This is a genomic window from Steroidobacter sp., from assembly GCF_036402275.1.
GTDB lineage: Bacteria > Pseudomonadota > Gammaproteobacteria > Steroidobacterales > Steroidobacteraceae > Steroidobacter.
In genome coordinates, this window is the sequence record NZ_DASWTF010000027.1 from 135,453 (window position 1) to 159,628 (window position 24,176).

A 24,176-nucleotide genomic window follows, 5' to 3' on the forward strand; every position below is an offset into this window, starting at 1 on the left:
TTCCTAAGCGTTTTCTCGGGATTTCTCGCGCGAGCGCGTGTCGACTGGCGCACAGTGTCGCCACTTGATGACGTCCGCAGGTTTACAGTGGGAGGTTGCGAGGTAAACTCCCGCCCCTGGGGAGGAGCCGCAGCGACGCAGCAAGCATGCCGCCTGCGTCCTCGCGCCAGTTTCAGCGACGCCCACTTCATCCACGAAAGGGTGCGCTGCTCGGAAGCATTCAGGAAGAGTGAGTAGCTCGATATGCGGGTCAAGTCGAGCCTGGCCAGTTACGTCGCAGAACAACTCGCGCCGCTCGGGCGCATTTCCAGTCGTGCGATTTTCGGCGGCGTCGGTGTATTCATCGACGAGCGCCTGCTCGCCATCGTCATGGGCGACAAGCTGTACCTGCACACCGACAAGAGCAACCTCGATGATTATGTCGCGCGGGGCATGCCGCAGTTCAAGCCGTATCCGAACGCGTTCGACCTCACCACCGATCATCACGAAGTGCCGCCGGAAGTCGTTCAGGACGCCGAGCAGTTGAAGATCTGGGGCGAACGCGCGCTCAACGCGGCTATCGAGTCGGCGCGCGCCAAACAAATGGCGGGCATCGAGCGCTCGCGCCACATGAAGCAGGCCAAGCGGCGCGAGAAAGAGAAGAAATAGCGGCTTCAGCCGCGCGTGAGCGCCACTAGTCCAGACAGCGAGCGCACCGGCGCCGAGCACGTCATCCCGCGGCAAACATAGGCTGCGGTTTCCTCCAGGGGCTTCTTGTCGGCGATGGCGGCGGGCAGCTCTGGTGCGTCGGCCGGAATCGCAAACACCAGCCGCCGCGGCGCATAGACCTTCGCCAACTCATCGCGCCAGCTTTCGGTGTCCTTGGCTTCGCCGCGCACGATGACAACTTCGGGCGGCTCCAGATGTTCTTCCAGCGCCACGAGCAGGGCCGTGTGCGCATGAGGATAGTGCTGCAAGGCAGGCCACGCCCCGCGCAACGTTTTCGCCGCGGAATCCAGATAGCGCGTCTCGCCGAGCAACAATCCGAGTCGCGCGAGCGCCTGCGCGGCAATGGCGTTGCCGGCGGGGACGGCCTCGTCGCTGAATGAGCGGGATCGGTGCATGAGCTGTTCGTGATCGTCCGCGGTAAAAAAGAAACCGCCGGACTCGCGATCCTCGAAATGGGCCAGCAGCGCTTCGGCCAGCTCGGTCGCGAATTGCAGGTCGGCGCTGCGCCAGCGGGTCTGCAGCAGCTCGAGCAGCCCGTCGAGCAGGAACGCATGATCGTCGAGATAAGCCGGAAAGCGCGCACGGCCATCTTTATAGGCCGCTAACAACCGACCGTCGCGCCAGCATTCCCTGCGAATGAAATCGACGGCGCGAGTCGCGGCATCCGCCAGATCTGGTCGTCGCAGAGCGCGAGCCGCGACCGCCAGTCCGCTGATCGCAAGGCCGTTCCATGACGTGAGCACTTTCTCGTCACGCCCCGGCCACACACGACGATGGCGCGCTTCCAGGAGAACCTTGCGCGCGCGGGCGAGGCGCTTGTCGACTTCGGCCACGTCGATCTGCAGTTCGCCGGCGATATCTTCTTCGGAACGGAACACATGCAGATGCCAGGCTTCGCCTTCGAAGTTGGCGGATCGGTCGAGCCCGAAGCGACGCGAGACCACCACGTAATCGTCGGCATCGAGCAGCCCGGACACTTCGTCAGGCTGCCAGACGTAAAACTTGCCTTCGTGTCCCTCGGAGTCGGCGTCGAGCGCGGACCAGAAGCCACCTTCGCTCGACTGCATCTCGCGAATCATCCAGTCGGCCGTTTCGCCAGCGATGCGGCCGAAGAGGGGCTCGCCCGTCGCCAGCGCCGCGTGCGCGTACATCCGCAGTAGTTGGCCGTTGTCATACAGCATCTTTTCGAAGTGCGGGATCATCCAGTACGCATCGACGCTATAGCGCGCGAAACCACCGCCCAACTGATCGTAAATGCCGCCGTCGGCCATGCGCTTGAGCGTCAGCGTCGCCATATAGAGCGAATGCAGATCCGGCTCATCGGCGCCGGCCGTCGCGCGCCATTGGCGCAACAGGAACTCGATGTTGGCGGGGTGAGGAAACTTCGGTGCGCCTCCGAAACCGCCGAATTGCGGGTCGAAGGCCGCGGCCAACTGCTCGCGCGCGGCGCGAATCGCGGCTGTCGTTAGCGCCGTGTCGCCCGAAGCGGGCGGCGTGTGCAGTTGATCGAAGGCCTGCTGCAAAGCTTCGCTCTGCTGAGCGATGTCATCGGCGCGTTCGCGATAGAACTGAGCCACCCGCTGCAGCAGGTCGGTAAACGCGGGGAGCCCGTGGCGCGGCTCCTTCGGAAAATAAGTGCCGCCGAAAAAGGGTCGCTGATCCCGGGGCGATAGAAACATCGTGAGCGGCCAGCCGCCGCCGCGCTGAGTGAGCATCTGCTGCGCAATCTGGTAAATGCGGTCCAGGTCGGGCCGCTCCTCGCGGTCCACCTTGATGTTCACGAACAGCTCGTTCATCACCGCCGCGCTGGCCGGATCCTCGAAGGACTCATGCGCCATGACGTGGCACCAGTGACAGGCCGAGTAGCCGATGGACAGCAGAATGGGCTTGTTTTCGCGTCGCGCGCGCTCCAGAGCCTCTTCGCCCCAGGGATACCAATCCACGGGGTTGGCCGCGTGTTGGAGCAGATAAGGGCTGGTTTCGTCCGCGAGACGGTTGCGGTGTGATGATTCGTGCATAGAATGCGCCCACTCTAAATGAACACCGCCTCCGACACACCGACTCCCCACACTACGCCCACCGACCTGCCGGAGTTGCGCTTGAAGCGCGGCGAGGATCGTCGTCTGGCCGCTGGCCATCTGTGGGTGTTTTCCAACGAAGTGGACACCGCCCGCACTCCGCTCACGGCCTTCAAGCCGGGCGCGTTGTGCCGTGTCGTGTCCGATCGCGACAAGTTCCTGGGCTATGCCTATGTGAATCCGCATTCGCTGATCAGCGCGCGCATTCTCGGGCGCAGTCCCGCTTATCCACCGGATAAATCGCTGCTCGTGCATCGCCTGCAAGTGGCGCAGTCGCTGCGTCGCTCGCTTTACGAGAAGCCCTTTTATCGGCTGGTGTACGGCGAGTCCGATGGCCTGCCGGGCCTGGTGCTGGATCGATTCGGCGACGTGGTGGTCGGACAGATCGCCACCGCCGGCATGGAAGCCCTGCGTCCGCAGATCGAGACTGCGGTGAAAAAAGTCATCAATCCAGCCGCGCTGGTCTGGAAGAACGACGCTGGCGTGCGCGACCTGGAAGGGCTGCCGCATTACGTCGAGACGGTGTTTGGGGACGCGCCCGAGTCGGTGCTGGTGGAAGAGGGCGGCGTGGGATTCCAGGTGCCGCTGGGCAGCGGGCAGAAAACCGGCTGGTTCTTCGATCAGGCGTCCAATCGTCTGGCGTTACGCAAATATGTCGGCGGCGCGCGCGTGCTCGACGTTTTCAGCTATCTCGGCGCCTGGGGACTGGGCGCGCTCAAGGCGGGCGCCACCGAAGTCACGTGCGTGGATTCCTCGGCGTCGGCGCTGGAGCTGTTACAGGCGAGCGCCGCGGCCAACGGGCTGAAGCCCGCCGTGCTCAAGGGCGACGCGTTCGACGTCATGGAGTCGCTGCACGGGGAAGGGCGGCGCTTCGACGTGGTGGTCATCGATCCGCCGGCGTTCATCAAACGTAAAAAAGATGTGCCCAAGGGTGAGGCGGCCTACAAACGGCTCAACCAGCTCGCCATGCAGTTGCTGGACAGAGACGGCATCCTGGTGTCGTGTTCCTGCTCGTATCATCTGGAACCGGATCACCTGCTCACCGCCATTCAGCGCGGCGCGCGCCACCTCGGCCGGTTTGCGCAAGTCGTGGAAGTCGGGGGCCAGGCGCCCGATCATCCGATTCATCCGGCGATCCCGGAAACGCGCTACCTGAAGGCCTATTTCTGCCGGGTCGTCACGGAATAACGGCCCGATCGACGGGCGGGTGAAACGATGGCATTGGTATACTCGCGCCGACAATGATTCCCTACCCCGCGATCGACCCGATCATCTTTTCGGTGGGCCCGCTGGCTGTGCGCTGGTACGGGCTCATGTATGTCATCGGTTTCGCCGCCGCATGGTGGCTGGCGCGACGCCGGGCGGCGCGGCCGGATTCGACCTGGCAGCCCATCGAAGTCGACGACGTGATTTTCTTTGCCGCCATCGGCGTGATCCTCGGCGGCCGCCTGGGCTGGATTGCCTTCTACGGCGGCGAGCAGGTGATGGAGGATCCAGTCACCGTCATCCGCATCTGGGAAGGCGGCATGTCGTTCCACGGCGGCCTGATCGGCGCGATCCTGGCGGTGCTGATTTTCGCCCGTCAGCGGCGGCGCCGCTTCGCGGACGTGCTCGATTTCATGGCGCCCCTGCCAGGTCTGGGCATTTTCGCCGGGCGCATCGGCAACTTCATCAACGGTGAGTTGTGGGGCAAGCCCACCGACGCGCCCTGGGGCTTCATCGTCGATCCGGCGCCGCTCTACGAGGTGCAGGCCAACGAGGTGAGGCGCCTGTGCGAGCGCTTCGCCGTCGACCCCTGCGTGTTACATGTGCATGCCTCGCAGCTCTATGAAGGTTTGCTGGAAGGCTTGCTGTTGTTCATCGTGCTTTGGCTGTTCACGCGCAAGCCGCGGCCGAGACTGGCGCCGTCGGGCCTGTTCCTGATCTTGTACGGCGTGTGCCGTTTCCTCGTGGAGTTCGTGCGGGTGCCGGACGAGAATCGCGGCTATCTGCTGTTCGACTGGGTGACCATGGGCCAACTGCTGTCGCTGCCGATGATCGTCCTCGGCGTCACTCTCCTGGCCTGGGCCTATCGTCGGCAGGAGGCCAGCGGCAACTACGGCGCCAAGCAACTCGCGACCGCGTCATGATTCAGTACCTGCAGCTGCTGCGGCACATCCGCGAGCACGGTTTGCGCAAGACCGACCGCACCGGCACGGGCACGCTGTCCGTGTTCGGCTATCAGGCGCGCTTCGATCTGTCACAAGGCTTTCCGCTGGTGACCACCAAGAAGCTGCACCTGAAGTCCATCGTCTACGAGCTGCTGTGGTTCCTGAAGGGCGACACCAACATCCGATATCTCAAGGATCACGGCGTGTCGATCTGGGACGAGTGGGCCGACGAGCACGGCGAGCTCGGCCCGATCTACGGCAAGCAGTGGCGCTCCTGGCCGGGGCCGGACGGCAAGACCATCGATCAGATCAGCCGCACGCTCGACCTGATCCGCCGCAATCCCGATTCCCGCCGCATCATCGTCAATGCCTGGAACGTGGGCGAGCTGGAGCAGATGTCGCTCACGCCGTGTCATGCGCTGTTTCAGTTCTGGGTGGGCGACGGCAAGCTGTCGTGCCAGTTGTATCAGCGCAGCGCCGACGTGTTCCTGGGCGTGCCTTTCAATATCGCCTCGTATGCGCTGCTGACGCACATGTTCGCTCAGCAGTGCGACCTGGAGCCCGGCGAGTTCATCTGGACGGGCGGCGATTGTCATCTGTATCTGAATCATCTGGACCAGGCCGACGAGCAGCTGAAGCGCCAGCCGTTTCCGATGCCGCGATTGGTCATCAAGCGCAAGCCGCCCTCGATATTCGAGTACGAGTACGAGGATTTCCAGATCGTCGATTACCAGGCTCATCCTTCCATCAAAGCGCCCATCGCTGTCTAACCCATAGCTGTCTCAATGGCCAAGCAGAACCGTCGCACTCAGTCGCGTGACAAAACGCGCGCGTCCAAGTCCACTCGCAGTTCGCAGAAGAAGTCGGTGCGCAAAGCCCGCCGGCCGTTGCGCAAAAAACCTGCCGTGTCCTTGGCAACCTCGCCGCTGGTCGAGGCGCGTAATTCGACGATCCACGGTCGCGGCGTGTACGCCGTTGCGCCGATCAAGAAGGGCACGCGGATTCTCGAATATCTCGGCGAACGCATCTCGCACGGCGAAGCGGACGCGCGCTATGAGGAAAAGGGCGACGACGACGGCCACACGTTCCTGTTCATCGCCAGCAATCGCACCGTGATCGACGCCGGCGTGAACGGCAACGACGCGCGCTTCATCAATCACAGCTGCAATCCGAATTGCGAGACGGTGATCGAGAACAGCCGCGTGTTCATCGACGCCATCCGTAACATCAAACCGGGCGAGGAGCTGGGCTACGACTATCAGCTCACCTGGGAAAGCACCGACGATCCGGCGGAGCTGGCGTTGTACGCCTGCCGCTGCGGCGCCAAGAAATGTCGCGGCACCATGCTCGACAAGGAGCCGACCGACAAGCGCGAGGCGGATAAGAAAAAGGCCAAAGCCAAGAAGAAGGCTCGCAAGTAGGTCCCCGCGTTTCTCATGCTCTCGATCATCGTCGCCGTCGCGGACAATGGAGTCATGGGCAGCAACAATCAGCTGCCCTGGCGGCTGCCCGATGACTTGAAACATTTCAAGGCGCTCAGCCTCGGCAAGCCCCTCGTGATGGGCCGCAAAACCTTCGATTCGATCGGGCGGCCGCTGCCGGGACGATTGAATATCGTCATTTCACGACAACCGGGGTTGGATATTCCAGGCTGTCGGGTCGTGACTTCGATCGACGATGCCCTGGCGGCGGCGCAGCCCGCGCCTGAAGTCGTCATCGTCGGCGGCGCCGAGATCTATCGGCAGGTGCTGCCGCGGGTGCAGGTCATTCATCTCACGCGGGTGCACGCGAATGTCGAGGGTGACGTGTTGTTCCCGGAGTTGCAGGAACACGAGTGGCGCGAGGTGGCGAAGGAGTATCATCCCGCCGACGAACGTCACGCCCACGCATTCACCTTCAGCACGCTGGAGAGAGTCGGCCCATGAGCACGCAGCCCGTGAAGATGCGTTACAACTGTGCGACCTGTCCCGGCTATTGTTGCAGCCACTCTCGCATTGCCGTCAGCGAATACGACATTGCGCGGCTGGCCAAGCATTTCGGGCTGTCGCCGGGCGAGGCCAAGAAGAAGTTCACCTACAACTACAAGACCAAGGAAGTGGACGAGCAGATCCTGCGGCATCAGAAGGATCACATCTACAAGACCATCTGCCGTTTCTTCGATACGGACGAGCGCCGCTGCACGGTCTATGAAGCTCGCCCCAACGTCTGTCGCAAGTACCCGTACGGCAATCGCTGTGGGTACCACGAGTTCCTGAAGTTCGAGCGCGAGCACCAGGGCGACGACGAGTTCATACCTTCGGCTTGACGTGCGGCTGAACAAGTACATCAGCGAGACCGGGTTGTGCTCGCGACGTGAGGCCGATGCGCGGATCGAAGCGGGGCGCGTGACCATCAACGGCGTGGTCGCGACGCTCGGCACGCAGGTCAAGGAAGGCGACGTAGTCTGCGTCGACGGTCAGCCCGTCGGCGGCGAGCAGAAACATGTTTACATCGCTCTCAACAAGCCGGTCGGCGTGATCTGCACCACCGACCGCGAAATCCCCGGCAACATCACCGATTTCGTCGGCTACCGCGAGCGCATCTTTCCCATCGGGCGCCTGGACAAGGAGTCCGAGGGTCTGATCCTGCTGACCAATAACGGTGACATCGTCAACGAGATTCTGCGGGTGGAGAATGCCCACGAGAAGGAATATGTCGTAACGGTGGACCGGCCGGTCACCGAGATTTTCCTTAACGGCATGGCGAGCGGGGTGCGCATCCTCGGCACGGTCACCCGGCCGTGCAAGGTGACCCGCGTCGGTCCCGCCACTTTTAAAATCATTCTGACCCAGGGATTGAACCGCCAGATCCGGCGCATGTGCTCGTTCTTCGGTTATAAAGTGTTGCGCCTACAACGCGTGCGGATCATCAATTTGACATTGGGCGGCCTCAAAGTAGGGCAATGGCGCGAGCTCGAGGACCGCGAAGTGCGCGGTTTGCTGCCCCATAAGCCTGGATTCAACTTTTAGCGGACCGTCGGTCGGGACGCCTGGCGCCGTCGCTGGACGGTGCTGCTAGGGCCACAGTACGCTTGTTAGCTGTGGACTCCGACTACGAAGTACAAACCCGGGTGACCGGGCTCGACGAGCTGCGAGTCAGGCGCCCGGGTCAGGCCTGCCTGGTCGTCATCCATGCGCCCGTGCAAGCCGATCTGGGCCGACGTTATGTCCTGGACAAGACGGCCACCTCGGTCGGTCGCGGCCGCGATAACGACATCGTCCTGCCCAGCGACTGCGTCTCCCGCCGGCACGCGCGGCTCGAGCAGCGCGGCGGCCATCTGTTCGTCGTCGACCTGGCGTCCACCAACGGCACGTTCATCAACGACGACGAGCATTCGGTGCGCGAGCGTCAGCTGCAGCGGGGCGACCGCCTGAAAATTGGCGATACGATTTTCAAATATCTGTCCGGCTCGGACATCGAGCTGCAGTACCACGAGATCATCCATCGCATGACGGTGACCGACGGCCTGACCGATCTGGCCAACCGCAAGCTGCTCGACTCGGTGCTGGAAGAGGAGATCCCGCGAGCGCGGCGTCACGGTCGCGACCTGTCGCTGCTGATGCTGGACATCGATCACTTCAAGAGCATCAACGACACCCACGGTCATCTCACTGGCGACTCGGTGCTTCGCGGCCTCGCCGGCATCCTGCAGCGCCGCCTGCGCCCCGGCGATCGCCTGGGCCGCTACGGCGGCGAAGAGTTCTGCGTCATCCTGCCCGAAACCTCACTGCGCAACGCCGCCAAGATCGGCGAGGACCTGCGTTCCCTGGTCGAGGCGCACGCCTTCGTCGCCGAGGATAAAAACATTCGCGTCACCATCTCCGTCGGCGCCGGAACGTTACAGGAAGGCATGACTCTGGCCGATCTGTATCGAACGGCGGATGAGATGCTCTACAAAGCCAAGCGCGCCGGAAGAAACAAAGTCTGCTGCTGAGTCCTTTTTGAGGTCGCAAATTGCGACCTCATTCCACCGTCACCGACTTCGCCAGGTTTCGCGGCTGATCGATGTTCCGGTCTTTCGCCAGGGCCACGTGATAGGCGAGCAGCTGCAATGGAATGTTCATGAGCAGCGGATCCAGCTCGGGCTCGGATTTTGGCACTTCGATGATGCCGTTGACGGGGACGGGCAAGGGATCGCCCCGGTGGGTGATGGCGTAGAGCGGGCCGCTGCGCGCGCGAATTTCTTCCAGGGTCGAGACGTTCTTGGCGAACAGATCGTCGCGGGGAATGACGACGACGGTGGGCGTTTCCGGGCTGATGAGCGCCAGCGGGCCGTGTTTCAGCTCGGAGGCGGGGTAGGCTTCGGCGTGGATGTAGCTGATCTCTTTCAGCTTCAGCGCGCCTTCCATCGCGACCGGATAGCCGGCGGCGCGGCCGACGAAATAAGCGCTCTCGTGCGGGGCGAGCTCTTTGGCCAGCTTGGCGATATGCGGCTCCGTCGCGAGGATCTCGTCCACCTGGGCGGGCAAGGCTTCGAGCGCTTTCAAAAGACGTGCGCCGTGGGCCGTCGACATGTCTCTGATGCGGCCGAGATGAATCGCAAGCAGAGCAAACGCCACCGCGGTCGACGTGAAGGTTTTGGTGGAGACGACGGCGATCTCGGGGCCGGCGTGCAAATAGATGCCGCGTCCGCATTCGCGCGCGATGGTGCTGCCGACGGCGTTGACGATGCCCAGCACGCGACCGCCCTTGCGCTTTACTTCCTGCACCGCCGCGAGCGTGTCGAAGGTTTCGCCGGATTGGCTGACGGCGATATAGAGCGTGTCCTGCTCGATCACGGGATTGCGATAACGAAACTCCGACGCGGGCTCCGCATGCGCGGGCACGCGAGCCAGCTGCTCTATCAAGTGCGCGCCGAAACAGCCGGCGATATAGGCCGATCCGCAACCAAGAATCTTCACGCGGCGGATTTCCAGCAGCTCGCGCGCCGCCATTTCCAGTCCGCCGATGTGCGTCGTTTGGAAACGGGGCTCCAGACGGCCGCTGAGCGTGCGGCGAATGGATTCGGCCTGTTCGGCGATCTCCTTGCGCATGAAATGCGAGTAGCCTTCCTTGTCGAAAGACTCATCGGTCCACGGAATGGTCGACGGCGTCTTGGCAGTGGCCCCGCCATCGAGAGTCGACGTCTCGAATCCGTCCGCGCGAACTACGGCGATCTCGCCGTCGTCCAGATGCACGACGCTTTGCGTATGCCGAACGAGCGCCACGGCATCGGAGGCAACAAACATTTCCCGCTCGCCGATGCCGAGCACGACAGGGCTGCCGTTGCGCGCGACCACGATGCTGTCGGGCCGCTCGGCATCCAGTACTGCGAGCCCGTAAGTTCCCTTGATGTGTCGCAGAGCCTCGCGAACTTTGTCTTCAAGACTGTCCGCATCTACGGCTGCGATCAGATGGGCCAGCACTTCGGAATCGGTTTCGGAGCGAAACGTCACGCCACTGGCTTGCAGTTTGGAACGCAGCTGAGCGGCGTTCTCCACGATGCCGTTATGAACGATGGCGAAGCGTTCACCACTGTCGGTGTGCGGATGAGCGTTCCGGTCGCTGGGCTCGCCGTGCGTCGCCCAGCGGGTGTGCGCGATGCCGGTGGTGCCCTTCAAGCGTTCCGGCAGGGAACGTTCCAGATCGCGCACCTTGCCCTTGCTCTTGAAGATGCTGAGTTTCTCGTTGCGCGCGCAGGCGATGCCCGCCGAGTCATAGCCGCGATACTCGAGTCGCCGCAGGCCGTCCACGAGGATGGGCGCCGCTTCTCGCTTGCCGATGTAACCGACGATGCCGCACATGATGAAACATTCCCGAGATCAGCCGTAGATGATTCTGCGGATCTGGCGCTCGCTGTACTCGGGCGCGCGAAAGCGGCGGCTCGCCAGCTCTTCGCTGATCTGCAGATAGATCGCGCGGTTCGAAAGGCCCTGCGCCTGCAGGGCGAGGTGGCGGCGGCGGACGAAGTCCTCGGGCATTTCGCTCATGAATGCCAGCACCTCGTTCACCAGCCGCGCGGCCTCCTGAGGAGTGAGGCGGCTGGAGCGGGCCAGAAACTCGACCAGCTCTCCCATCTCGTCCTGCCCCTCCATTCGATCCGATGCGGAGGGGAAGTCTGCCGATTCGTCGGTCATTTCCCAACAATCCTGCCCGATTTCGGGCAAGGATACAGTGATTTGGAGGAGCAAGGCCATTGCAGGATTGTCCATGGGCCGCGCCGAAGGCGCGGCCCATAACCCATTCCCGATGGCGGCATCCCGCCAGGGATGCAAGCCTATTTCTGGAACAGCACCAGATGCTGCAAGGGCAGGGTGTGGACCGTCTTCTGGTGACGGAAGCCGGCCGCCGTGAGCTCGCGGATGATCTGCCGCTCCGACATTTTGTGGACCGCCTTGATCATCACCGCCGGGTCCTCCGCCCGATATTCGATCAGCGCGAGCCGGCCGCCCGGTTTCAACGCTTCGCGCACCTTGGTGAGCATCTCGAAGGGAAATTCCAGCTCGTGATACACGTCGACCATGAACAACAGGTCGACGCTGTTCGGTTCGAGGTTGGGATCGCTGGGTGTACTCAGCACGGTCGTAACATTCGCAACGCCCGCACGCTTCGCGCGGTCGGAAATGATCCGAAGCATGCGCGGCTCCACGTCGATCGCGAGCACGCGGCCTTGCTCCCCAACCAATGGAGCAATTCGAAACGTGTAGTAACCGGAGCCGGCCCCGAGATCGGCGATCGTCTGGCCAGGTTTGATTTCCAACGCGTCGATGACGAGTTGCGGACGTTCCTCCGTCTCGCGCTCTGGCCGTTCGAGCCACGGCGCGCCACCAGGTCCCATGACGTGTGCGATCTCGCGGCCAAGATAGAATTTCCCGATGCCGTCGGGATCGTGCTCGGCGCGTGTTTCGTAAGGCGGTGGGCCTGCAAACGCGCTGCTCGCGGACAGCAGCAGCGCGAAGAGCCACGCGCGCATCACGCGTCGTTGCGGCTCAAATAGAAATAAATGTAGCTGGTGATGAACAGCACGCAGACGCTGCAAGCGAAGATGATGCCCCAGCCGGCGGCAATGATGGCGAACACGTCCACCGAGCCCGTCGAGCTGGCCGCCTGCGCGGTCGACAACGAACCGAAGCCCGAGGCGATGGCGAATGCGGTGACGCAACTGAACATCCATTTCATGAGATAGCCGGGCAGGTAGATTCGCATACTGCGGTTGTGCCGGTAAGCGGCGGCCCGCGCCACCCGATCGCCGCGGCTGGCGTCCTTGAACAGCCAGAACGGCCACAGATAGCGAAACAACACCAGCGACAGCGGCATGTCGTCGTAGTGCGAGGCGACGGCTGCACCAGAAGAGCGCGGCATCGGCAGTTACCCGGTCATAGTTGTGGTCACGAGCCACCGCGTGGCTCGACTCAAGAATAGATGTCCCGCGGCCGGCGATGGTTCCGTGTTCAGCCGGGAGACGGGCAGGCGCGATTGCCGCCGCCGCGGCAGGCGGTTCCGCGCGGCTGTGAAAATCACGCCCGCTGTGGAAACACGCGCTGCCCCGGGACGGCGCGCGTGGCTATTCTGCCGGCCGCCAACGGAATTTCCCTGGCGGACCGGAACGTCAGTGCTCAACCCGAACGACACCATTCAGGTCTCCCGTTTTCATCCGCGCACGCCGCCGGGGCGACCGCTGGAAGTCGGCTGGGGACAGGCGTTCGGGCGTTGGCTGTGGCATCTCGTCGTGCTGCCGGCGGAACAGGCTCAGCCGTGGCCGCAGTGGGTTATTCGTTACATCAAGCCGGCCGTATTCGCGCTGGCCAAGCAATTGCGCGTCACCAATCCGAGCAGCATGCGCTCCTGGCTATGGAGTCTGCTGCTGGTCGATCCGCCGCGCGCTTACTGGTCCAGCCCTGAAACTTACGCCACCGATGCGCGGCGCGGCCGCCCGCCTTCCATCCGTACTCTGCTGCATCAAGCGATCTATCCGTATGCGATGCCAGTGGCCTGGTCGAGCGCGCAAAAGTTGGAAAGCGCGTCGCTGGCCGTCAGTCGAGCGTTCTCGCGCCTTCATGTTTCGGTGCGCTACACGCTGACCGGTGCAGCTGTGGTGGTGTTCGTGATGGCAGCGACCACGCCGTTGAACCTCGGTCAGCAATCGGTGGTGCTGGTGGGGATGTGGGTGCTCACATTGTTGACGCGGCAGCTGACGGGCTATGGGCCCGCCATCATTTTGATGGGCGTGTCAATGCTGGCGTCGTCGCGTTATATCTGGTGGCGTTTGACCCAGACCACGGATCTGGATTCCAACCTGGAGGCGTTTCTCGGCCTCGGACTGCTGGCGGCAGAGTGTTACACCTGGGTCGTGCTGGTGCTCGGTTATATTCAGAACGCACGTCCGTTGAGGCGAAGGCCGGCGCCGCTGCCCGCGGATCGCGGCAGCTGGCCGACGGTCGATGTTTTCATTCCCACTTACAACGAGCCGTTGAGAGTGGTGAAGCTCACGGTGCTCGCCGCTCTGAACCTGGACTGGCCGCCAGACAAGCTGCGCGTGTATCTGCTGGATGACGGTCGTCGCGCCGAATTCAAAGAGTTCGCGAAAGCATGCGGCGCGGAGTACATCGTTCGCCCCAATAACGATCACGCCAAGGCCGGCAATCTGAATCACGCCTTGCAGCTCACCCAAGGTGAGTTCGTCGCCATCTTCGATTGCGATCACATTCCCGTGCGTACGTTTCTCACCACCACCCTGGGCTGGTTTCTGCGAGACCGGAAGTGCGCGATGTTGCAGACACCGCATCACTTTTTCTCGCCCGATCCGTTCGAGCGCAATCTTGGCACGTTCCGGCGCGTGCCCAACGAGGGCAACCTGTTCTACGGACTGATCCAGGACGGCAACGACTTGTGGAACGCGACGTTCTTTTGCGGCTCGTGTGCCGTGTTGCGTCGAGGGCCGTTGCAGGAAGTGGGCGGCATCGCGGTCGAGACGGTCACGGAAGATGCGCACACTGCGCTCAAGTTGCATCGGCGCGGCTATACGACGGCCTATCTGCGCATGGTCCTTGCGGGCGGACTGGCCACCGAGAGTCTGTCTGGTCACATCGGTCAACGCATTCGCTGGGCGCGCGGCATGGCGCAGATCTTCCGCCTGGACAATCCATTCCTCGGTCGCGGGCTGAGCTTTTTTCAACGCCTGTGTTACTCCAACTCGATGCTGCATTTCTTTTCCGGCATCCCACGCTTGATCTTCCTGACCTCGCCGCTGACTTACTTGTTCTTCGAGCTGCACATCATCGATGCCACCGCGGTGACGCTCGGAGCGTATGCCTTGCCGCACCTGGTGCAATCGAGCATCGCGAACGCGCATTTGCAAGGCCGCTTCCGGCATTCGTTCTGGAACGAAGCTTATGAGGCGGTGCTGTCGTGGTACATCGCCCTGCCCACCACGGTGGCGCTGATCAATCCGCGGCTGGGCAAGTTCAACGTCACCGCCAAGGGCGGGCTCATCGAGCACGATTTTTTCGACTGGCGCATTTCCGCGCCGTACCTAGTGCTGGTGTTGTTGAACATCGCCGGCGCGCTGATCGCCATCCCGCGGCTGTTGTTCTGGAACTCCTTCGAGGCGGCCACGGTGGCGGTCAATCTGATCTGGACGTTGTTCAATCTGACGTTGCTCGGCGCCGTGCTGGGAGTCGCGGCGGAAACGCGGCAAGTGCGCAGCGCTCATCGCGTCGTCAGATCCATGCCGGCGATGCTCATCGCGGCCGACGGTCGCCGAGTCGGCTGCGAGACCGAGGATTTTTCGATGGGCGGACTGGGCGTGAGATTGCTGACACCCGGTGGAGTGAAGCGTGGCGACGTCTTCAGCATCGAGTTGATGAACGAGCATCGCGAATTTCGCTTTCCAGTGGAGGTGGCCGTCGTGCGGGACGTCCATGTCGGGCTGATGCTGAAGCCCATGTCGATCGAGCAGGAAAGCGACTACGTTCGCTGCACGTTCGCCGAGCCCGGCGCGTGGGCGGATTGGGACCGCGGCGTGGAGCCGGATCGGCCGCTGGCCAGCCTGGCCGAAGTATTTTCATTCGGTGCGACCGGCTACCTGCGCTTGTTCGAGAGCGTGCACAACGGGCTGGTCGCGTGGTGGCACAACGACGTACGACCCAAAAAGATCGAAGCGGAGGCGGTGAACTGAGATGGGACTGTGGAGCGCCTACTTTTTCGCCAAGCTGCTGCTATTCGGCGTGGGTTACATCGGCTTCGATCCCTGGCTGAACCTGGCGTTCGCTGTTTTCACCGCGCTGCCGCCGCAGAATGCGCGGCAGCGCTTCACCAAGAATCTGATCGGCATCCCGCTGGCGATCATGCTGCTGTATCACGATTCCTGGCTGCCGCCGTTTGCACGCGTGCTGGAGCAGACGCATTTCCTGAAGGACTTCACTCCCGAGTACCTGTGGGAGCTGGCGCAACGTTTCATCGACTGGAAGTTGCTGCTGGGTCTGGTCGTGTTCAGCCTGGTGTATGGACTGGCACGTCGCAAGCTGCGGCTCAGCACTTTTGTGTTCGCCGCCATTCTGATCGTTCTGGTGCGACCGGAGACTCATCTGCCAGTGGAGCGGGCGATGGCGAACGTCACGCCGGCGCCGGGCGCACGGCCGGCCCCGCAGGCCACGATCGATCCACGCAACATGCGAGTCGAAGCGCTCGACGCCACGCTCAGCGAGTTCTATGCGAAGGAACAATTGCGACAAGTGCGTTTCGCGCCGCTCGCGGCCGACGATGCGCCGTACGACATCATCCTGATGCACGTCTGCTCGCTGTCCTGGGACGACCTGGATTTCGTGCGCGAGACCAGCGATCCGTTGTTACGACGCTTCGACATCGTGTTCGACGACTTCAGCACGGCCGCCAGTTACAGCGGGCCGGCGGCGATCCGCCTGTTGCGTTCGAGTTGCGGCCAGGTCGAGCAACTGGAGCTGTACGAGCCGCCCAAGCGCGAGTGTCTGTTGATCGACGGCCTGCAGCGCGTGGGATTCGCGCCGCGGTGGCTGATGAATCATGACGGGCGCTTCGGCGATTTTTTCGCGGACGTGCGCGTGCATGGCGCCTTTCCGGCCGAGCCAGAGACCACGAAGGACGCTCCGGTAGCGCAACACGCTTTCGACGGCTCGCCAATCTATGACGATTACGCAGTGCTGTCCCAGTGGTGGAGCGAGCGGCTGCAGGACCCGACCACGCGCGTGGTTCTCTACTACAACAGCATCAGCCTGCACGACGGCAATCGAGTGGCAAGCACGTCTGAGGGAAGTGCGTCATATCAGGCGCGGCTCATGCAGTTCTCCAGCGACATCCGTCGGTTCATCGACGACCTGGACGCGTCCGGGCGCCGTGCGATTCTCGTCTTCATTCCGGAGCACGGGGCAGCGGTGCGCGGGGATCGCAGGCAGATCCCCGGGCTGCGCGAAGTGCCGACCTATGCAATCACGCGTGTGCCGGTAGGCGTGCTGCTGATCAATGCGAATGGCGACGTCACGGATGTGCAGCAGCATGTCGAAGCGCCGACGAGTTATCTCGCGGTCGCGGAGCTGTTGTCGCGATTCGTCGCGGACAACCCTTTCACCAAGCCGGACTTCCACGTGAGCTCGTACACACAGAACCTTCCGCAGACCGATCCGGTCGCGCAGAACGAGCATACGGTCATGATGCAGATTCGTAACCATACGATGGTCCGCATGCCCAACGGCGAATGGACGTCCTGGGACGTGCCGACGCGGCGAGCTTCGCTTGAGTGAGGAGCCTTCTAGTTGTTGTACGGAAGGATCGGCCGGGGCGGCACGGCGATCCGTGTCGTCCACGGCGCCAATGAGTGTCGCACGTAGATGGTGAAGACGCTCGGATCGTAGTAATCGGCGCGGTCGATATCGAGTTTCATCCCGAGGATCCAGCTGGCCGATAACTGGCGCTCGACTGCCGCGTAAGCAGAGAAGCTGGTGCTACCGTTATTGCGCCCACCGTCAAACACTGCTGAACCCACAGCCGCCTGTAACGCCGGATGCTCCGGATAAACGGCGATGGCGTCTGTCTTGCTTTGTGAGTGCGCGATTGCTCCGCGCACCCGATAGCTCCAATCGCCGTATTCTCCCCAGAGCTCGAGAGGCAAGGCGACGCTGACATAGGACTGCGGGCTGTAATAGCCGCCGCTGCCCAGCGTGTAATTCTGCAGATTGCGATCGAAGCTCCAATAGTTGACCGAGACGCCCACTGAAGCGCGCGCGTAAGGCTCGTTGTAGAACTTCCAGTCCGCGGCTGCGCGCGCACCGAAGAAGTCATTGTCGAGCACGTGCTCACCCGTGATCTCGCTGTAACGTATGGCCCCTGCGATGGAATATCGATCCCGGTAAACGCCTGCATCGGCATAGGGGCCGGTTTGCACGACCGCGCCCCAACGTTTGCCGCTGATGGGATCACGCATCCCGGCATAGGAAAGGACGCTGCTGGTCAGGGCTCGGCGCGAGAAGCCGGCGGATACATCCACACCGGGCAAGTCCGGTCGCCACTCGAGACCGCCGACGACTTGCGGCAATTCGAATCCCAAAGGAGTCGAGCCGAGGTCCGCTGCAAAGCTGTCGGTCACAAAGCCGACGCCCAGGGCCAATCCATCCTGCGCGTCATTGACATAGGGTCGAGCTGCCGTTTCACCCGCGGCTCGAATCGAGCCGAAGTCTCGCGCTCGATCGAAGTCGGTGCTGAGCCTGCCGGCATCGATACTAACGGCGTCTGCCTGTAGCCAGAGCCGTCGCTCATAATCGACCGGGTGGTGCCACAACGACGAAATGACCACCGATTCGAAGCGGGAAATGCCGTCGTCGCCGGGCTTGTGTCGCACCTCGCTGCCGACGGACATCCAGTTGTGCAGGCGGGTTTCTATTTGTTCGCGAAACTGGCGCGCCGAAATTACGGTCTCCTCGTCGCCGACAGTCTCCGCATGTTTGAAATAGGCGCGCGCGGCTCCGAAGTTTCGCTGCGCATGTTTGGATCGCGCCGCCAGCATCGCGATGTCGGCTCGCTCCGGAGCGATGCGGGCCAGCCGTTCGGCGATCTCCGCTGTCGCGTTTTCGTTGCCGAGTTGCCATTCGCGATACGCGATGGTCAGTTGGACGCCGATGTCGTCTGGATTGGAGCTTGCTCGCACATCGGAGAGCAGTGCACGCGCCTGCACAGTTTCACCAGCTTCGGCGAGCTCACGAACGATAGTGAGCTGCGCGCGATCGCGAACCGCGTTCATGTCAGCGTCACGGCTCTCGGCTGGAATGGCGTCGATAGCAGCAACCGACTGGCGGGGCTCGTCGATGGTTTCGAAGTACAAAGCCTGGGCGAAGCGCATCTGCGGATTGTCGGGGGTCAGCGCCGCGCCGGCATTCATGATCTCGCGGCCTTGCTCCTTCTCGCCGCGACGCGCGAGGAGCGACGCCAGGCGGTGGCGTGTCCAAGGGTCAGTGGGCTGCAGCTCAATGGCTGCCGTGAGATCGGCAATGGCGGCGTCTTCGTTCGACGCTGCCGCGGCCGCGCGGCCGCGCGCTGCCAACGCGGTCGCGCGAAGATCGTCGCGTTTGCTCTGAGGCCATTTCTCATCCACTGGACGCGCCTCGATGAGTTTCAACGCGCCATCGGCGTCGTCGTGAGCAATCAGCCATCGGACCCGTGTTTCCAACAACCACGTCGAAGCGGGCGCAAGTCTGTTGCCCGTCGCAAGTAGCTCGCCGGCCTGACTGGGGAAGCCTAGCGAGTCCAGCCGATCGGCGACTTCGATCAAACCTTCGAAGTCACCGATACGAAGCGCCGTGGACGCTTGCAGCTGAAGCGATGCGAGTTGCAACTGCTGAGCAGATGTCGCCGCGCGACTGCGTTTCTCCCAATCCAGGGCGGCCGCAGTGGCGTCCGAACTGACCGTTGTTACGGGCTCGCTGCTCGGCGGGCGCGCTGCCGGTCGTGGACGAGCTGCGGCTTGTCGCGTCGTAGTAGCGGGCTCGACGGCCACCGGTTGAAGCCTGCGCAAAGCATCTTGATAGCGCGGATCGTTTGGATGCCTCGCCGCAAGGGCCTGCATTCCGCGCAGCGCCTCCTCGTGCCCACCGGGCGTGCCCGCGAGCAATCGATAATATTCGATGGCAATGGAGCCTTCCGGTGCGCCTTGAGGAAACAAACGCTGCAGCTCGCGGCGGACGTCCTCGCTTTTGCCGAGTTGCGCCAGCCGCTGGATCGACAGCCATTGCAGGCGATCGCGCGTGGCAAGGCGATATTGAATGCTCATGGAGCTCGTTGCGGGGGACGCCGGAAAGCGTTGTTCCAAACGCCGCAGCACTTGATCCGCCGCGGCGAAGTCGGACATGCGCAGGTTCAGCTCGCCGAGCTCGAGCAGGGCAAAAGCCGAGTCGGGACGCGTAGTCACCAGCTTTTCCAAAGCCAGTCGCGCGAGATCGGCGCGCTGGCGCGATTCCCACATGCGTGCGCTCTGCAGGAGCTCTTCGCCGGCGATGGTGGTTTCCGCGGCGGTGGCGCCGCGCCCGAGTAATAGCAAGCAGGCGATGACTAGTGCGGCCGATCGCATGCTGGAGTCCAGCGTACGGTCAACAGGCCTGCGCGATTGAAACGGTAGCGCTGCTCCAGCCAGCCGAGGCCGAACAAACTCAACATGTCGCTGTAATAACTCTGATTGTTCTGCAACGCCTCTTCCGCGGCGCGCTGACGATGTGTTTGCAAGGCCGTGGTCAAACGAGCATTGGCCAGCATCGGCAGTAGTGCCGCAGAAAATCCCGGCGGACCGTCGCCGCGCATTTCCAACGTTTGGGTGTCGACGATTTCGATCGGAGCGGCGCGCTTGGCGGCGCTGTCCACCATGGGTTTGAGCGCGGCCGTCAGCTTGTCGCGCGCCGGGTCGGACGCAGGCAACATGCCCGCCCACAGATAAACGCGAATGGCGTCGTAACTGCCGACACCCTGGCTGTGGCGATCCGAAGTGAAGCCGCCGCGCGTGAATTCGACCCAGTCAGCGGCGAAACCTTTAGGCGCGGCACCCAGAATCACTTGCTCGGAGGAGCTCGCGATATCGTTCCACAGCGGCTCTTTGGTCTGCCGCGCCAGGCCGCGTAACAGCGAGAGAGTCAAATAACTGGGATTCAGTCGCCAGCCATCCTCGCTGACGAAGCCCTGCGGGCCGGGCAGAAGCACCGTGCCGAGCCGGGGCACGGTGGCGACCTCGTTTCGCAGAATGTTTCTTGCGATCTCGGCGCCCAGGTTCGCATAGCGCATTTCATTCCACAGCCGGGCGGCTTCGCCGAGCGAGAAAGCCATCCACACATCGGCGTCGGCGGCCGCATTACTGTCCAGGACGCGCCACTCGCCGTCGGCGGCGCGGCCCCATTTCCACGCGGCTAACAACTTGTCCAGCTTGCTCGCGGCCAGATTGTCGTGGGTCCAGCGCAAGATCAGGTCGAAGGCATTGCGGTCGTTGGCGACCAACGCGAAGAACAACGCGTACGCCTGACCTTCAGATGTGGTGATCTGGGCTTCGGTGCTCGCATCGATGACACGGCCGTCGTCGCTCAGGTACAGCAGCTTGAAACGTTGCCAGGCGGGCCATGCTTCGCACTTCACTCCCGCGCTCAGCGCGCTGTCGGTCATCATCATCGAAGTGCTTAACATGAGCACCCCCAATAGCAGGCGCGCACTCACTGCGAGCCGTTGGCTGCAAGGCGGCGGGCGACGCGCCGTTGCAGACCGCCATACAGCAGCATTGCAACCAATACGACCAGCCCCAAAGCCACGATCGTGAACAGCACCACGTGCTGCGACAGGTGAAACCACGCTCGCTGCCAGAGCGAGAGCGAGCCGACATAGTAGGTCGAGTTGCCTCGATAACTCTGTATGGAGTCGCCACGGACGATGGCGAGGTCGCCGAGAATCTGCGGCACCTTGCCGTCGTCTTCGAGCGCGACCAGCAGCGCCTGCGCCGCCGCATCGTCGCTGCCGGCCAGCGCCACGACGGTCCGGTCGTCGGAGAGCGGCGACTCGAAGCTGATGAAGGCGGCGAGCGAGCCGCTGCTGTTGACTCGCACCTGCCCGCCGTTCGAACGGTTGCGTTGAGCGCCGAGCATCGGATGATCGAAGCGCGGGGCGACCGACAACTCCTGGAATTTACGCTCGTCCCCGTTGATCGCAAGTGCGAGGTCCTGGTGCCATTCTGTCAGCAATGGCGCGGCGCTCGGGCCGCTGAGAATGAGCACGTCGGCATCGCGAGCCTGCTTGGCCTGCTCGACATTCGACAACTGATATGAGAGTGCGACCGCGCCGGTGTGTCGTCCCATTCGGCCGAGCAGGAAGAACAGTTGCTCGAGTGCTGCTGCTTGGGTGGTGTCCGATAACACGATGACGGTTTCGGACAAATCCGCGTAGCGCGTGAACGGGTAGCCGGAGTTAGCAAACAGCGCGAGGTTGGGCATGGCCGTGTAGTGCGCGAAATCGCTGAAATCGATGGTCGAGTCCGGATCGATGCCTTGACGCGCCTGCTCGCCGGGCACGTGGGCGCAAGGACCCTGGCGCTGCGGATCTAGCGCGAAGCGAAATTGCAGCTGGTTGTTACTGACCAGCTGAAACGCCGGTATTCGCACTTCCTCGCTTTGCTGGATGGCGCCGCTTTCCAGCAGCGGCACGAGCACTTTGCGGGAGCCGTCGTCACCGCTCTGCGGTCGCAAGCGATACGAGCGCAACAGCAGCTCGTTGATACTGATGTTCAGGGTGGAAAAGTCCTGCCCGTTGGGCGGCGTGTAGCGATAGCGCAAGTCCATGGGCACGCTCGGCTGGTTCCAGGTGAACAAGTCCGGCGGCAATCTCAGGTTGAGTCGGATCGGCGGCGGGGCGATGCCGCTGGTCTGCAACTGCTGCGGAGAATCGACGAGCTCTCCAAGTCGCACGGGGCGCTGTGTGCGAAGCCAGCGAGGCGCATCGTACAGTTCTCGCTTTGGGCGTTCCATCACGGTGACCGTGGCCTGCGCTCCGCTGAGCACGGGACTCCCAATGACCACGCCTTCGACGGCTTGGCGCAGCTGTGCCTCGTCCTTGCCTTGAAACACCAGCAGCTTGACCGCCGGAATCATCGGATGATCGATGATGCTGACCGTGGGGACGGTCACATCGGCCAGTGACAGCTGCGCCGGCCGTGCGGAGTTCGTTGCGAACACGAGGGCATGTTGAGTGGGCAGCCCTTTGAATGACACTGGGAAGCGAGCACTGCGGTAATCGGCGAGAGCGCCGAAATAGGATGCCGCGACGCCGGCGGAACGCACGATGTCCCGCGACGGCTGTTCGGGTAGGACGATTGGTAATGTGAGACGACGATTGTCGCGTCGGTCGAAGAAAGGTGCGGGCAGCAGGCCGAGCTCGTTGCGCAGCTCCAGTCGCGTCACGGCCAACTCCAGCTCGCTCAACTGGCTCAACGTCGCCCACAGCGAGCTATGGGCGGGATCCTCGCAGTCCATGGAATAGTGACCGACCAGCTCGAAGCGCAGCTGGTTGTAGTCGCTGAAGTAACGGGGATCGAGCTCGACTTCACGCTCGATCTCGCGCCCCGCTTGTTCCACTGGCAACGGCAACGCCGCCAGCACCTGATCGTTGAGACTGACGCGCAGATGAGAGAGCTGCGGCAGCAGGGCGGGCGAGTAAGTCATCCGCAAGCGCAGTTTTGCCGCCGCGACGACTTCGTCGCCACGCACGCCGATGTTGACCACGCCACTGGGACGAGTGCCGCGCAACTCCAGAAGTCCCGAGCCGAGATCGACGAAGGAAAGGCGCAGCGGCGCGGCCGGCGAGGGCTCGGACGCCTCTACGGCCCCCATTGTGAGCAACCCCAAGGTGGCGGCTCGTGCTGCGGTCTGTATCACTTGCCAGAAAGTGACAAACCGGTCTTGTCGGATACGCGTTATTACTGACCCGTGCTCTGGCATCGGCGCTCCCGAGAACCTTCGGGGCGACCTTAGGGTCTGATCGAGCGCTTGCCAATCCGTGGGAAATCGTAGAGGCGAGCGCGCGACCTCGCGTCGTCCTTACAAATTGAGTGTGCCGCGCGCGATCTCGACCACGTCGCCGCTGACGAAAATGCGGCGTTGAGCATCGACATTCAGGAACAAAGTCGAGGGGCGCGCGACGTATTCGCCTTGTGAGATCTGCAACCGGCAGGGCAGGGGCTGGCCGGTGGCGATCCACCAGCCGCCAAAGTTGGCGGTGGCCGAGCCGGTCGCCGGATCTTCGAGAATGGCCGCGCCGTCCGGGAAGAAAAAGCGGGCGAGCGTGCGGCCGTTGGCGGGTGGCGCAAAGATATACGCCATGCTCTGACCATCCTCGCTGTGCACGTTCGCGAACGCATCCGGTTGCGGTCGGGCGCGCCGGACTGCCGCTTCGCTGGTGAGCGGAATGACGAGCTGTTCTTTTCCTGCCTTGACCCATAGCGGCCGCTCGCCGATGTCGCTCGGTTCGACGCCGAGCATCGCGGCCAATGTGTCACGCGACGCATCGAGCTCACGCCAGGTCGGCTCGTTCGCCTGTAACGTCCAGCGATTGCCGTCGGCCTCGACGGGAATGATCCCGGCCTTCATTTGCAGCTTCAGCTTGTCGCCTCCCAAACCGAGCTCGCGACAGACGAACGCCGTACCGAGCGTCGGATGACCGGCGAACGGCATCTCATAACTCGGCGTGAAGATACGAACGTGCGCGTTCGCCGCGCTGGAAGGCTGAATAAACGTCGTTTCAGATAAATTGAACTGCCGCGCCAGCGCCTGCATCGTATCCGTGTCGAGGCTGCTCGCGTCCTCGAACACACACAAAGGATTGCCGGTGAGCGTGCCGCCGTTGAAGGTGAACACGTTGACGATGCGGAATTGAAGTGCGCGCATGATGGATCTCGTAAGTGATGCGCTGTTTTAAGCGGAGCGGACGTGGAGGTAAATGCACAGTCCAGCGCGCGAGGGCCGGCACAGATGCGAGATTCTACTTTCGTCTGCGGCGGGCTTTCGGAAGAGAGGCATCGGTGGCGGGCGCCGTCCGAGGTGTGTCCAGCCGGGTTCATCGTTTACACCAGTCCAGGTCCATCCTTTACACCGGGACATAGGTAATCTTCTTGGTGCGCAGGTCGATGCGTCCGAGTAGGTGCGCCATAAACCATACGGACCACAGGCCGTCGTCGACTTCT

At 62.8% G+C, this 24,176-nt stretch carries 20 protein-coding genes; 11 read left to right on the forward strand and 9 right to left on the reverse strand.

The features are described from left to right. Positions 1 to 243: 243 nt before the first annotated feature. Entirely contained in the window at positions 244 to 648 is a 405-nt protein-coding gene (locus VGD45_RS12755) for a TfoX/Sxy family protein (protein ID WP_331155688.1), read from the forward strand. A gap of 5 nt (positions 649 to 653) precedes the next feature. On the opposite strand, the gene VGD45_RS12760 is transcribed toward VGD45_RS12755, so the two are convergent. Continuing rightward, positions 654 to 2,726, reverse strand: coding sequence for a thioredoxin domain-containing protein (locus VGD45_RS12760; protein WP_331155689.1), 2,073 nt, complete (start codon positions 2,724 to 2,726; stop codon positions 654 to 656). Between the two features lie 18 nt (positions 2,727 to 2,744). Here VGD45_RS12760 and VGD45_RS12765 point away from each other — a divergent pair, with 18 nt between their 5' ends. From VGD45_RS12765 to VGD45_RS12800, 8 genes are all read left to right on the forward strand, one after another. Further along, positions 2,745 to 3,974: a class I SAM-dependent rRNA methyltransferase gene (locus tag VGD45_RS12765; protein WP_331155690.1), complete on the forward strand. Its 1,230-nt coding sequence runs from the start codon at positions 2,745 to 2,747 to the stop codon at positions 3,972 to 3,974. 53 nt (positions 3,975 to 4,027) lie between these two features. Next, positions 4,028 to 4,915 (forward strand): prolipoprotein diacylglyceryl transferase, encoded by an 888-nt coding sequence (gene lgt / locus VGD45_RS12770; protein WP_331155691.1) that lies wholly within the window; start codon positions 4,028 to 4,030, stop codon positions 4,913 to 4,915. After that, positions 4,912 to 5,706: a thymidylate synthase gene (locus VGD45_RS12775; RefSeq protein WP_331155692.1), complete on the forward strand. Its 795-nt coding sequence runs from the start codon at positions 4,912 to 4,914 to the stop codon at positions 5,704 to 5,706. Before lgt ends, VGD45_RS12775 begins: the two co-directional genes overlap by 4 nt. 15 nt (positions 5,707 to 5,721) lie before the next feature. Further along, the gene (locus VGD45_RS12780) at positions 5,722 to 6,357 is read left to right on the forward strand and encodes an SET domain-containing protein (RefSeq protein WP_331155693.1); all 636 of its coding nucleotides are present in this window, start codon (positions 5,722 to 5,724) and stop codon (positions 6,355 to 6,357) included. 15 nt (positions 6,358 to 6,372) lie between these two features. After that, entirely contained in the window at positions 6,373 to 6,861 is a 489-nt protein-coding gene (gene folA, locus VGD45_RS12785; protein ID WP_331155694.1) for a type 3 dihydrofolate reductase, read from the forward strand. Further along, the gene (locus VGD45_RS12790) at positions 6,858 to 7,241 is read left to right on the forward strand and encodes a YkgJ family cysteine cluster protein (protein ID WP_331155695.1); all 384 of its coding nucleotides are present in this window, start codon (positions 6,858 to 6,860) and stop codon (positions 7,239 to 7,241) included. The genes folA and VGD45_RS12790 overlap by 4 nt, the downstream gene beginning before the upstream one ends. Position 7,242: 1 nt before the next feature. Next, positions 7,243 to 7,944 (forward strand): 23S rRNA pseudouridine(2604) synthase RluF, encoded by a 702-nt coding sequence (gene rluF, locus VGD45_RS12795; protein WP_331155696.1) that lies wholly within the window; start codon positions 7,243 to 7,245, stop codon positions 7,942 to 7,944. A gap of 71 nt (positions 7,945 to 8,015) precedes the next feature. Then, a complete protein-coding gene (locus tag VGD45_RS12800; RefSeq protein WP_331155709.1) occupies positions 8,016 to 8,909 on the forward strand; it encodes a GGDEF domain-containing protein in 894 nt (297 codons plus the stop codon). Between the two features lie 28 nt (positions 8,910 to 8,937). Here VGD45_RS12800 and glmS read toward each other — a convergent pair whose 3' ends face one another. The 4 genes from glmS to VGD45_RS12820 form a co-directional block, all read right to left on the reverse strand. After that, on the reverse strand, positions 8,938 to 10,758 hold the full coding sequence (glmS, locus tag VGD45_RS12805) for a glutamine--fructose-6-phosphate transaminase (isomerizing) (protein WP_331155697.1): 1,821 nt from the start codon (positions 10,756 to 10,758) through the stop codon (positions 8,938 to 8,940). An 18-nt stretch (positions 10,759 to 10,776) separates the two neighbouring features. Beyond that, positions 10,777 to 11,091, reverse strand: a complete 315-nt coding sequence (locus VGD45_RS12810; RefSeq protein ID WP_331155698.1) for a hypothetical protein — start codon at positions 11,089 to 11,091, stop codon at positions 10,777 to 10,779. 140 nt (positions 11,092 to 11,231) lie between these two features. Continuing rightward, positions 11,232 to 11,927: a class I SAM-dependent methyltransferase gene (locus VGD45_RS12815; RefSeq protein WP_331155699.1), complete on the reverse strand. Its 696-nt coding sequence runs from the start codon at positions 11,925 to 11,927 to the stop codon at positions 11,232 to 11,234. Beyond that, positions 11,927 to 12,316, reverse strand: coding sequence for a hypothetical protein (locus tag VGD45_RS12820; protein ID WP_331155700.1), 390 nt, complete (start codon positions 12,314 to 12,316; stop codon positions 11,927 to 11,929). The genes VGD45_RS12815 and VGD45_RS12820 overlap by 1 nt, the downstream gene beginning before the upstream one ends. Before the next feature lie 250 nt (positions 12,317 to 12,566). Here VGD45_RS12820 and bcsA point away from each other — a divergent pair, with 250 nt between their 5' ends. Continuing rightward, a complete protein-coding gene (bcsA, locus tag VGD45_RS12825; protein ID WP_331155701.1) occupies positions 12,567 to 15,131 on the forward strand; it encodes a UDP-forming cellulose synthase catalytic subunit in 2,565 nt (854 codons plus the stop codon). 1 nt (position 15,132) lies between these two features. After that, positions 15,133 to 16,728: a cellulose biosynthesis protein BcsG gene (gene bcsG / locus VGD45_RS12830; protein WP_331155702.1), complete on the forward strand. Its 1,596-nt coding sequence runs from the start codon at positions 15,133 to 15,135 to the stop codon at positions 16,726 to 16,728. A gap of 8 nt (positions 16,729 to 16,736) precedes the next feature. Here the strand turns inward: bcsG and VGD45_RS12835 are convergent, their stop codons facing one another. The 4 genes from VGD45_RS12835 to VGD45_RS12850 form a co-directional block, all read right to left on the reverse strand. Further along, a complete protein-coding gene (locus VGD45_RS12835; protein WP_331155703.1) occupies positions 16,737 to 19,544 on the reverse strand; it encodes a cellulose biosynthesis protein BcsC in 2,808 nt (935 codons plus the stop codon). Beyond that, on the reverse strand, positions 19,526 to 20,638 hold the full coding sequence (bcsZ, locus tag VGD45_RS12840; protein ID WP_331155704.1) for a cellulose synthase complex periplasmic endoglucanase BcsZ: 1,113 nt from the start codon (positions 20,636 to 20,638) through the stop codon (positions 19,526 to 19,528). The genes VGD45_RS12835 and bcsZ overlap by 19 nt, the downstream gene beginning before the upstream one ends. 26 nt (positions 20,639 to 20,664) lie before the next feature. After that, positions 20,665 to 22,827, reverse strand: coding sequence for a cellulose biosynthesis cyclic di-GMP-binding regulatory protein BcsB (gene bcsB, locus VGD45_RS12845; protein WP_331155705.1), 2,163 nt, complete (start codon positions 22,825 to 22,827; stop codon positions 20,665 to 20,667). A gap of 207 nt (positions 22,828 to 23,034) precedes the next feature. After that, a complete protein-coding gene (locus tag VGD45_RS12850) occupies positions 23,035 to 23,880 on the reverse strand; it encodes a PhzF family phenazine biosynthesis protein (RefSeq protein ID WP_331155706.1) in 846 nt (281 codons plus the stop codon). Positions 23,881 to 24,176: the final 296 nt, after the last annotated feature.

Bases quoted from the DNA above. Each gene is read 5' to 3' on its own strand.
- VGD45_RS12755 (WP_331155688.1), top strand. From the start codon at position 244: ATGCGGGTCAAGTCGAGCCTGGCCAGTTACGTCGCAGAACAACTCGCG.
- VGD45_RS12760 (WP_331155689.1), bottom strand. From the start codon at position 2,726: ATGCACGAATCATCACACCGCAACCGTCTCGCGGACGAAACCAGCCCT.
- VGD45_RS12765 (WP_331155690.1), top strand. From the start codon at position 2,745: ATGAACACCGCCTCCGACACACCGACTCCCCACACTACGCCCACCGAC.
- lgt (WP_331155691.1), top strand. From the start codon at position 4,028: ATGATTCCCTACCCCGCGATCGACCCGATCATCTTTTCGGTGGGCCCG.
- VGD45_RS12775 (WP_331155692.1), top strand. From the start codon at position 4,912: ATGATTCAGTACCTGCAGCTGCTGCGGCACATCCGCGAGCACGGTTTG.
- VGD45_RS12780 (WP_331155693.1), top strand. From the start codon at position 5,722: ATGGCCAAGCAGAACCGTCGCACTCAGTCGCGTGACAAAACGCGCGCG.
- folA (WP_331155694.1), top strand. From the start codon at position 6,373: ATGCTCTCGATCATCGTCGCCGTCGCGGACAATGGAGTCATGGGCAGC.
- VGD45_RS12790 (WP_331155695.1), top strand. From the start codon at position 6,858: ATGAGCACGCAGCCCGTGAAGATGCGTTACAACTGTGCGACCTGTCCC.
- glmS (WP_331155697.1), bottom strand. From the start codon at position 10,758: ATGTGCGGCATCGTCGGTTACATCGGCAAGCGAGAAGCGGCGCCCATC.
- VGD45_RS12810 (WP_331155698.1), bottom strand. From the start codon at position 11,091: ATGACCGACGAATCGGCAGACTTCCCCTCCGCATCGGATCGAATGGAG.
- VGD45_RS12815 (WP_331155699.1), bottom strand. From the start codon at position 11,927: ATGCGCGCGTGGCTCTTCGCGCTGCTGCTGTCCGCGAGCAGCGCGTTT.
- VGD45_RS12820 (WP_331155700.1), bottom strand. From the start codon at position 12,316: ATGCCGCGCTCTTCTGGTGCAGCCGTCGCCTCGCACTACGACGACATG.
- bcsG (WP_331155702.1), top strand. From the start codon at position 15,133: ATGGGACTGTGGAGCGCCTACTTTTTCGCCAAGCTGCTGCTATTCGGC.
- VGD45_RS12835 (WP_331155703.1), bottom strand. From the start codon at position 19,544: ATGCGATCGGCCGCACTAGTCATCGCCTGCTTGCTATTACTCGGGCGC.
- bcsZ (WP_331155704.1), bottom strand. From the start codon at position 20,638: ATGTTAAGCACTTCGATGATGATGACCGACAGCGCGCTGAGCGCGGGA.
- bcsB (WP_331155705.1), bottom strand. From the start codon at position 22,827: ATGGGGGCCGTAGAGGCGTCCGAGCCCTCGCCGGCCGCGCCGCTGCGC.
- VGD45_RS12850 (WP_331155706.1), bottom strand. From the start codon at position 23,880: ATGCGCGCACTTCAATTCCGCATCGTCAACGTGTTCACCTTCAACGGC.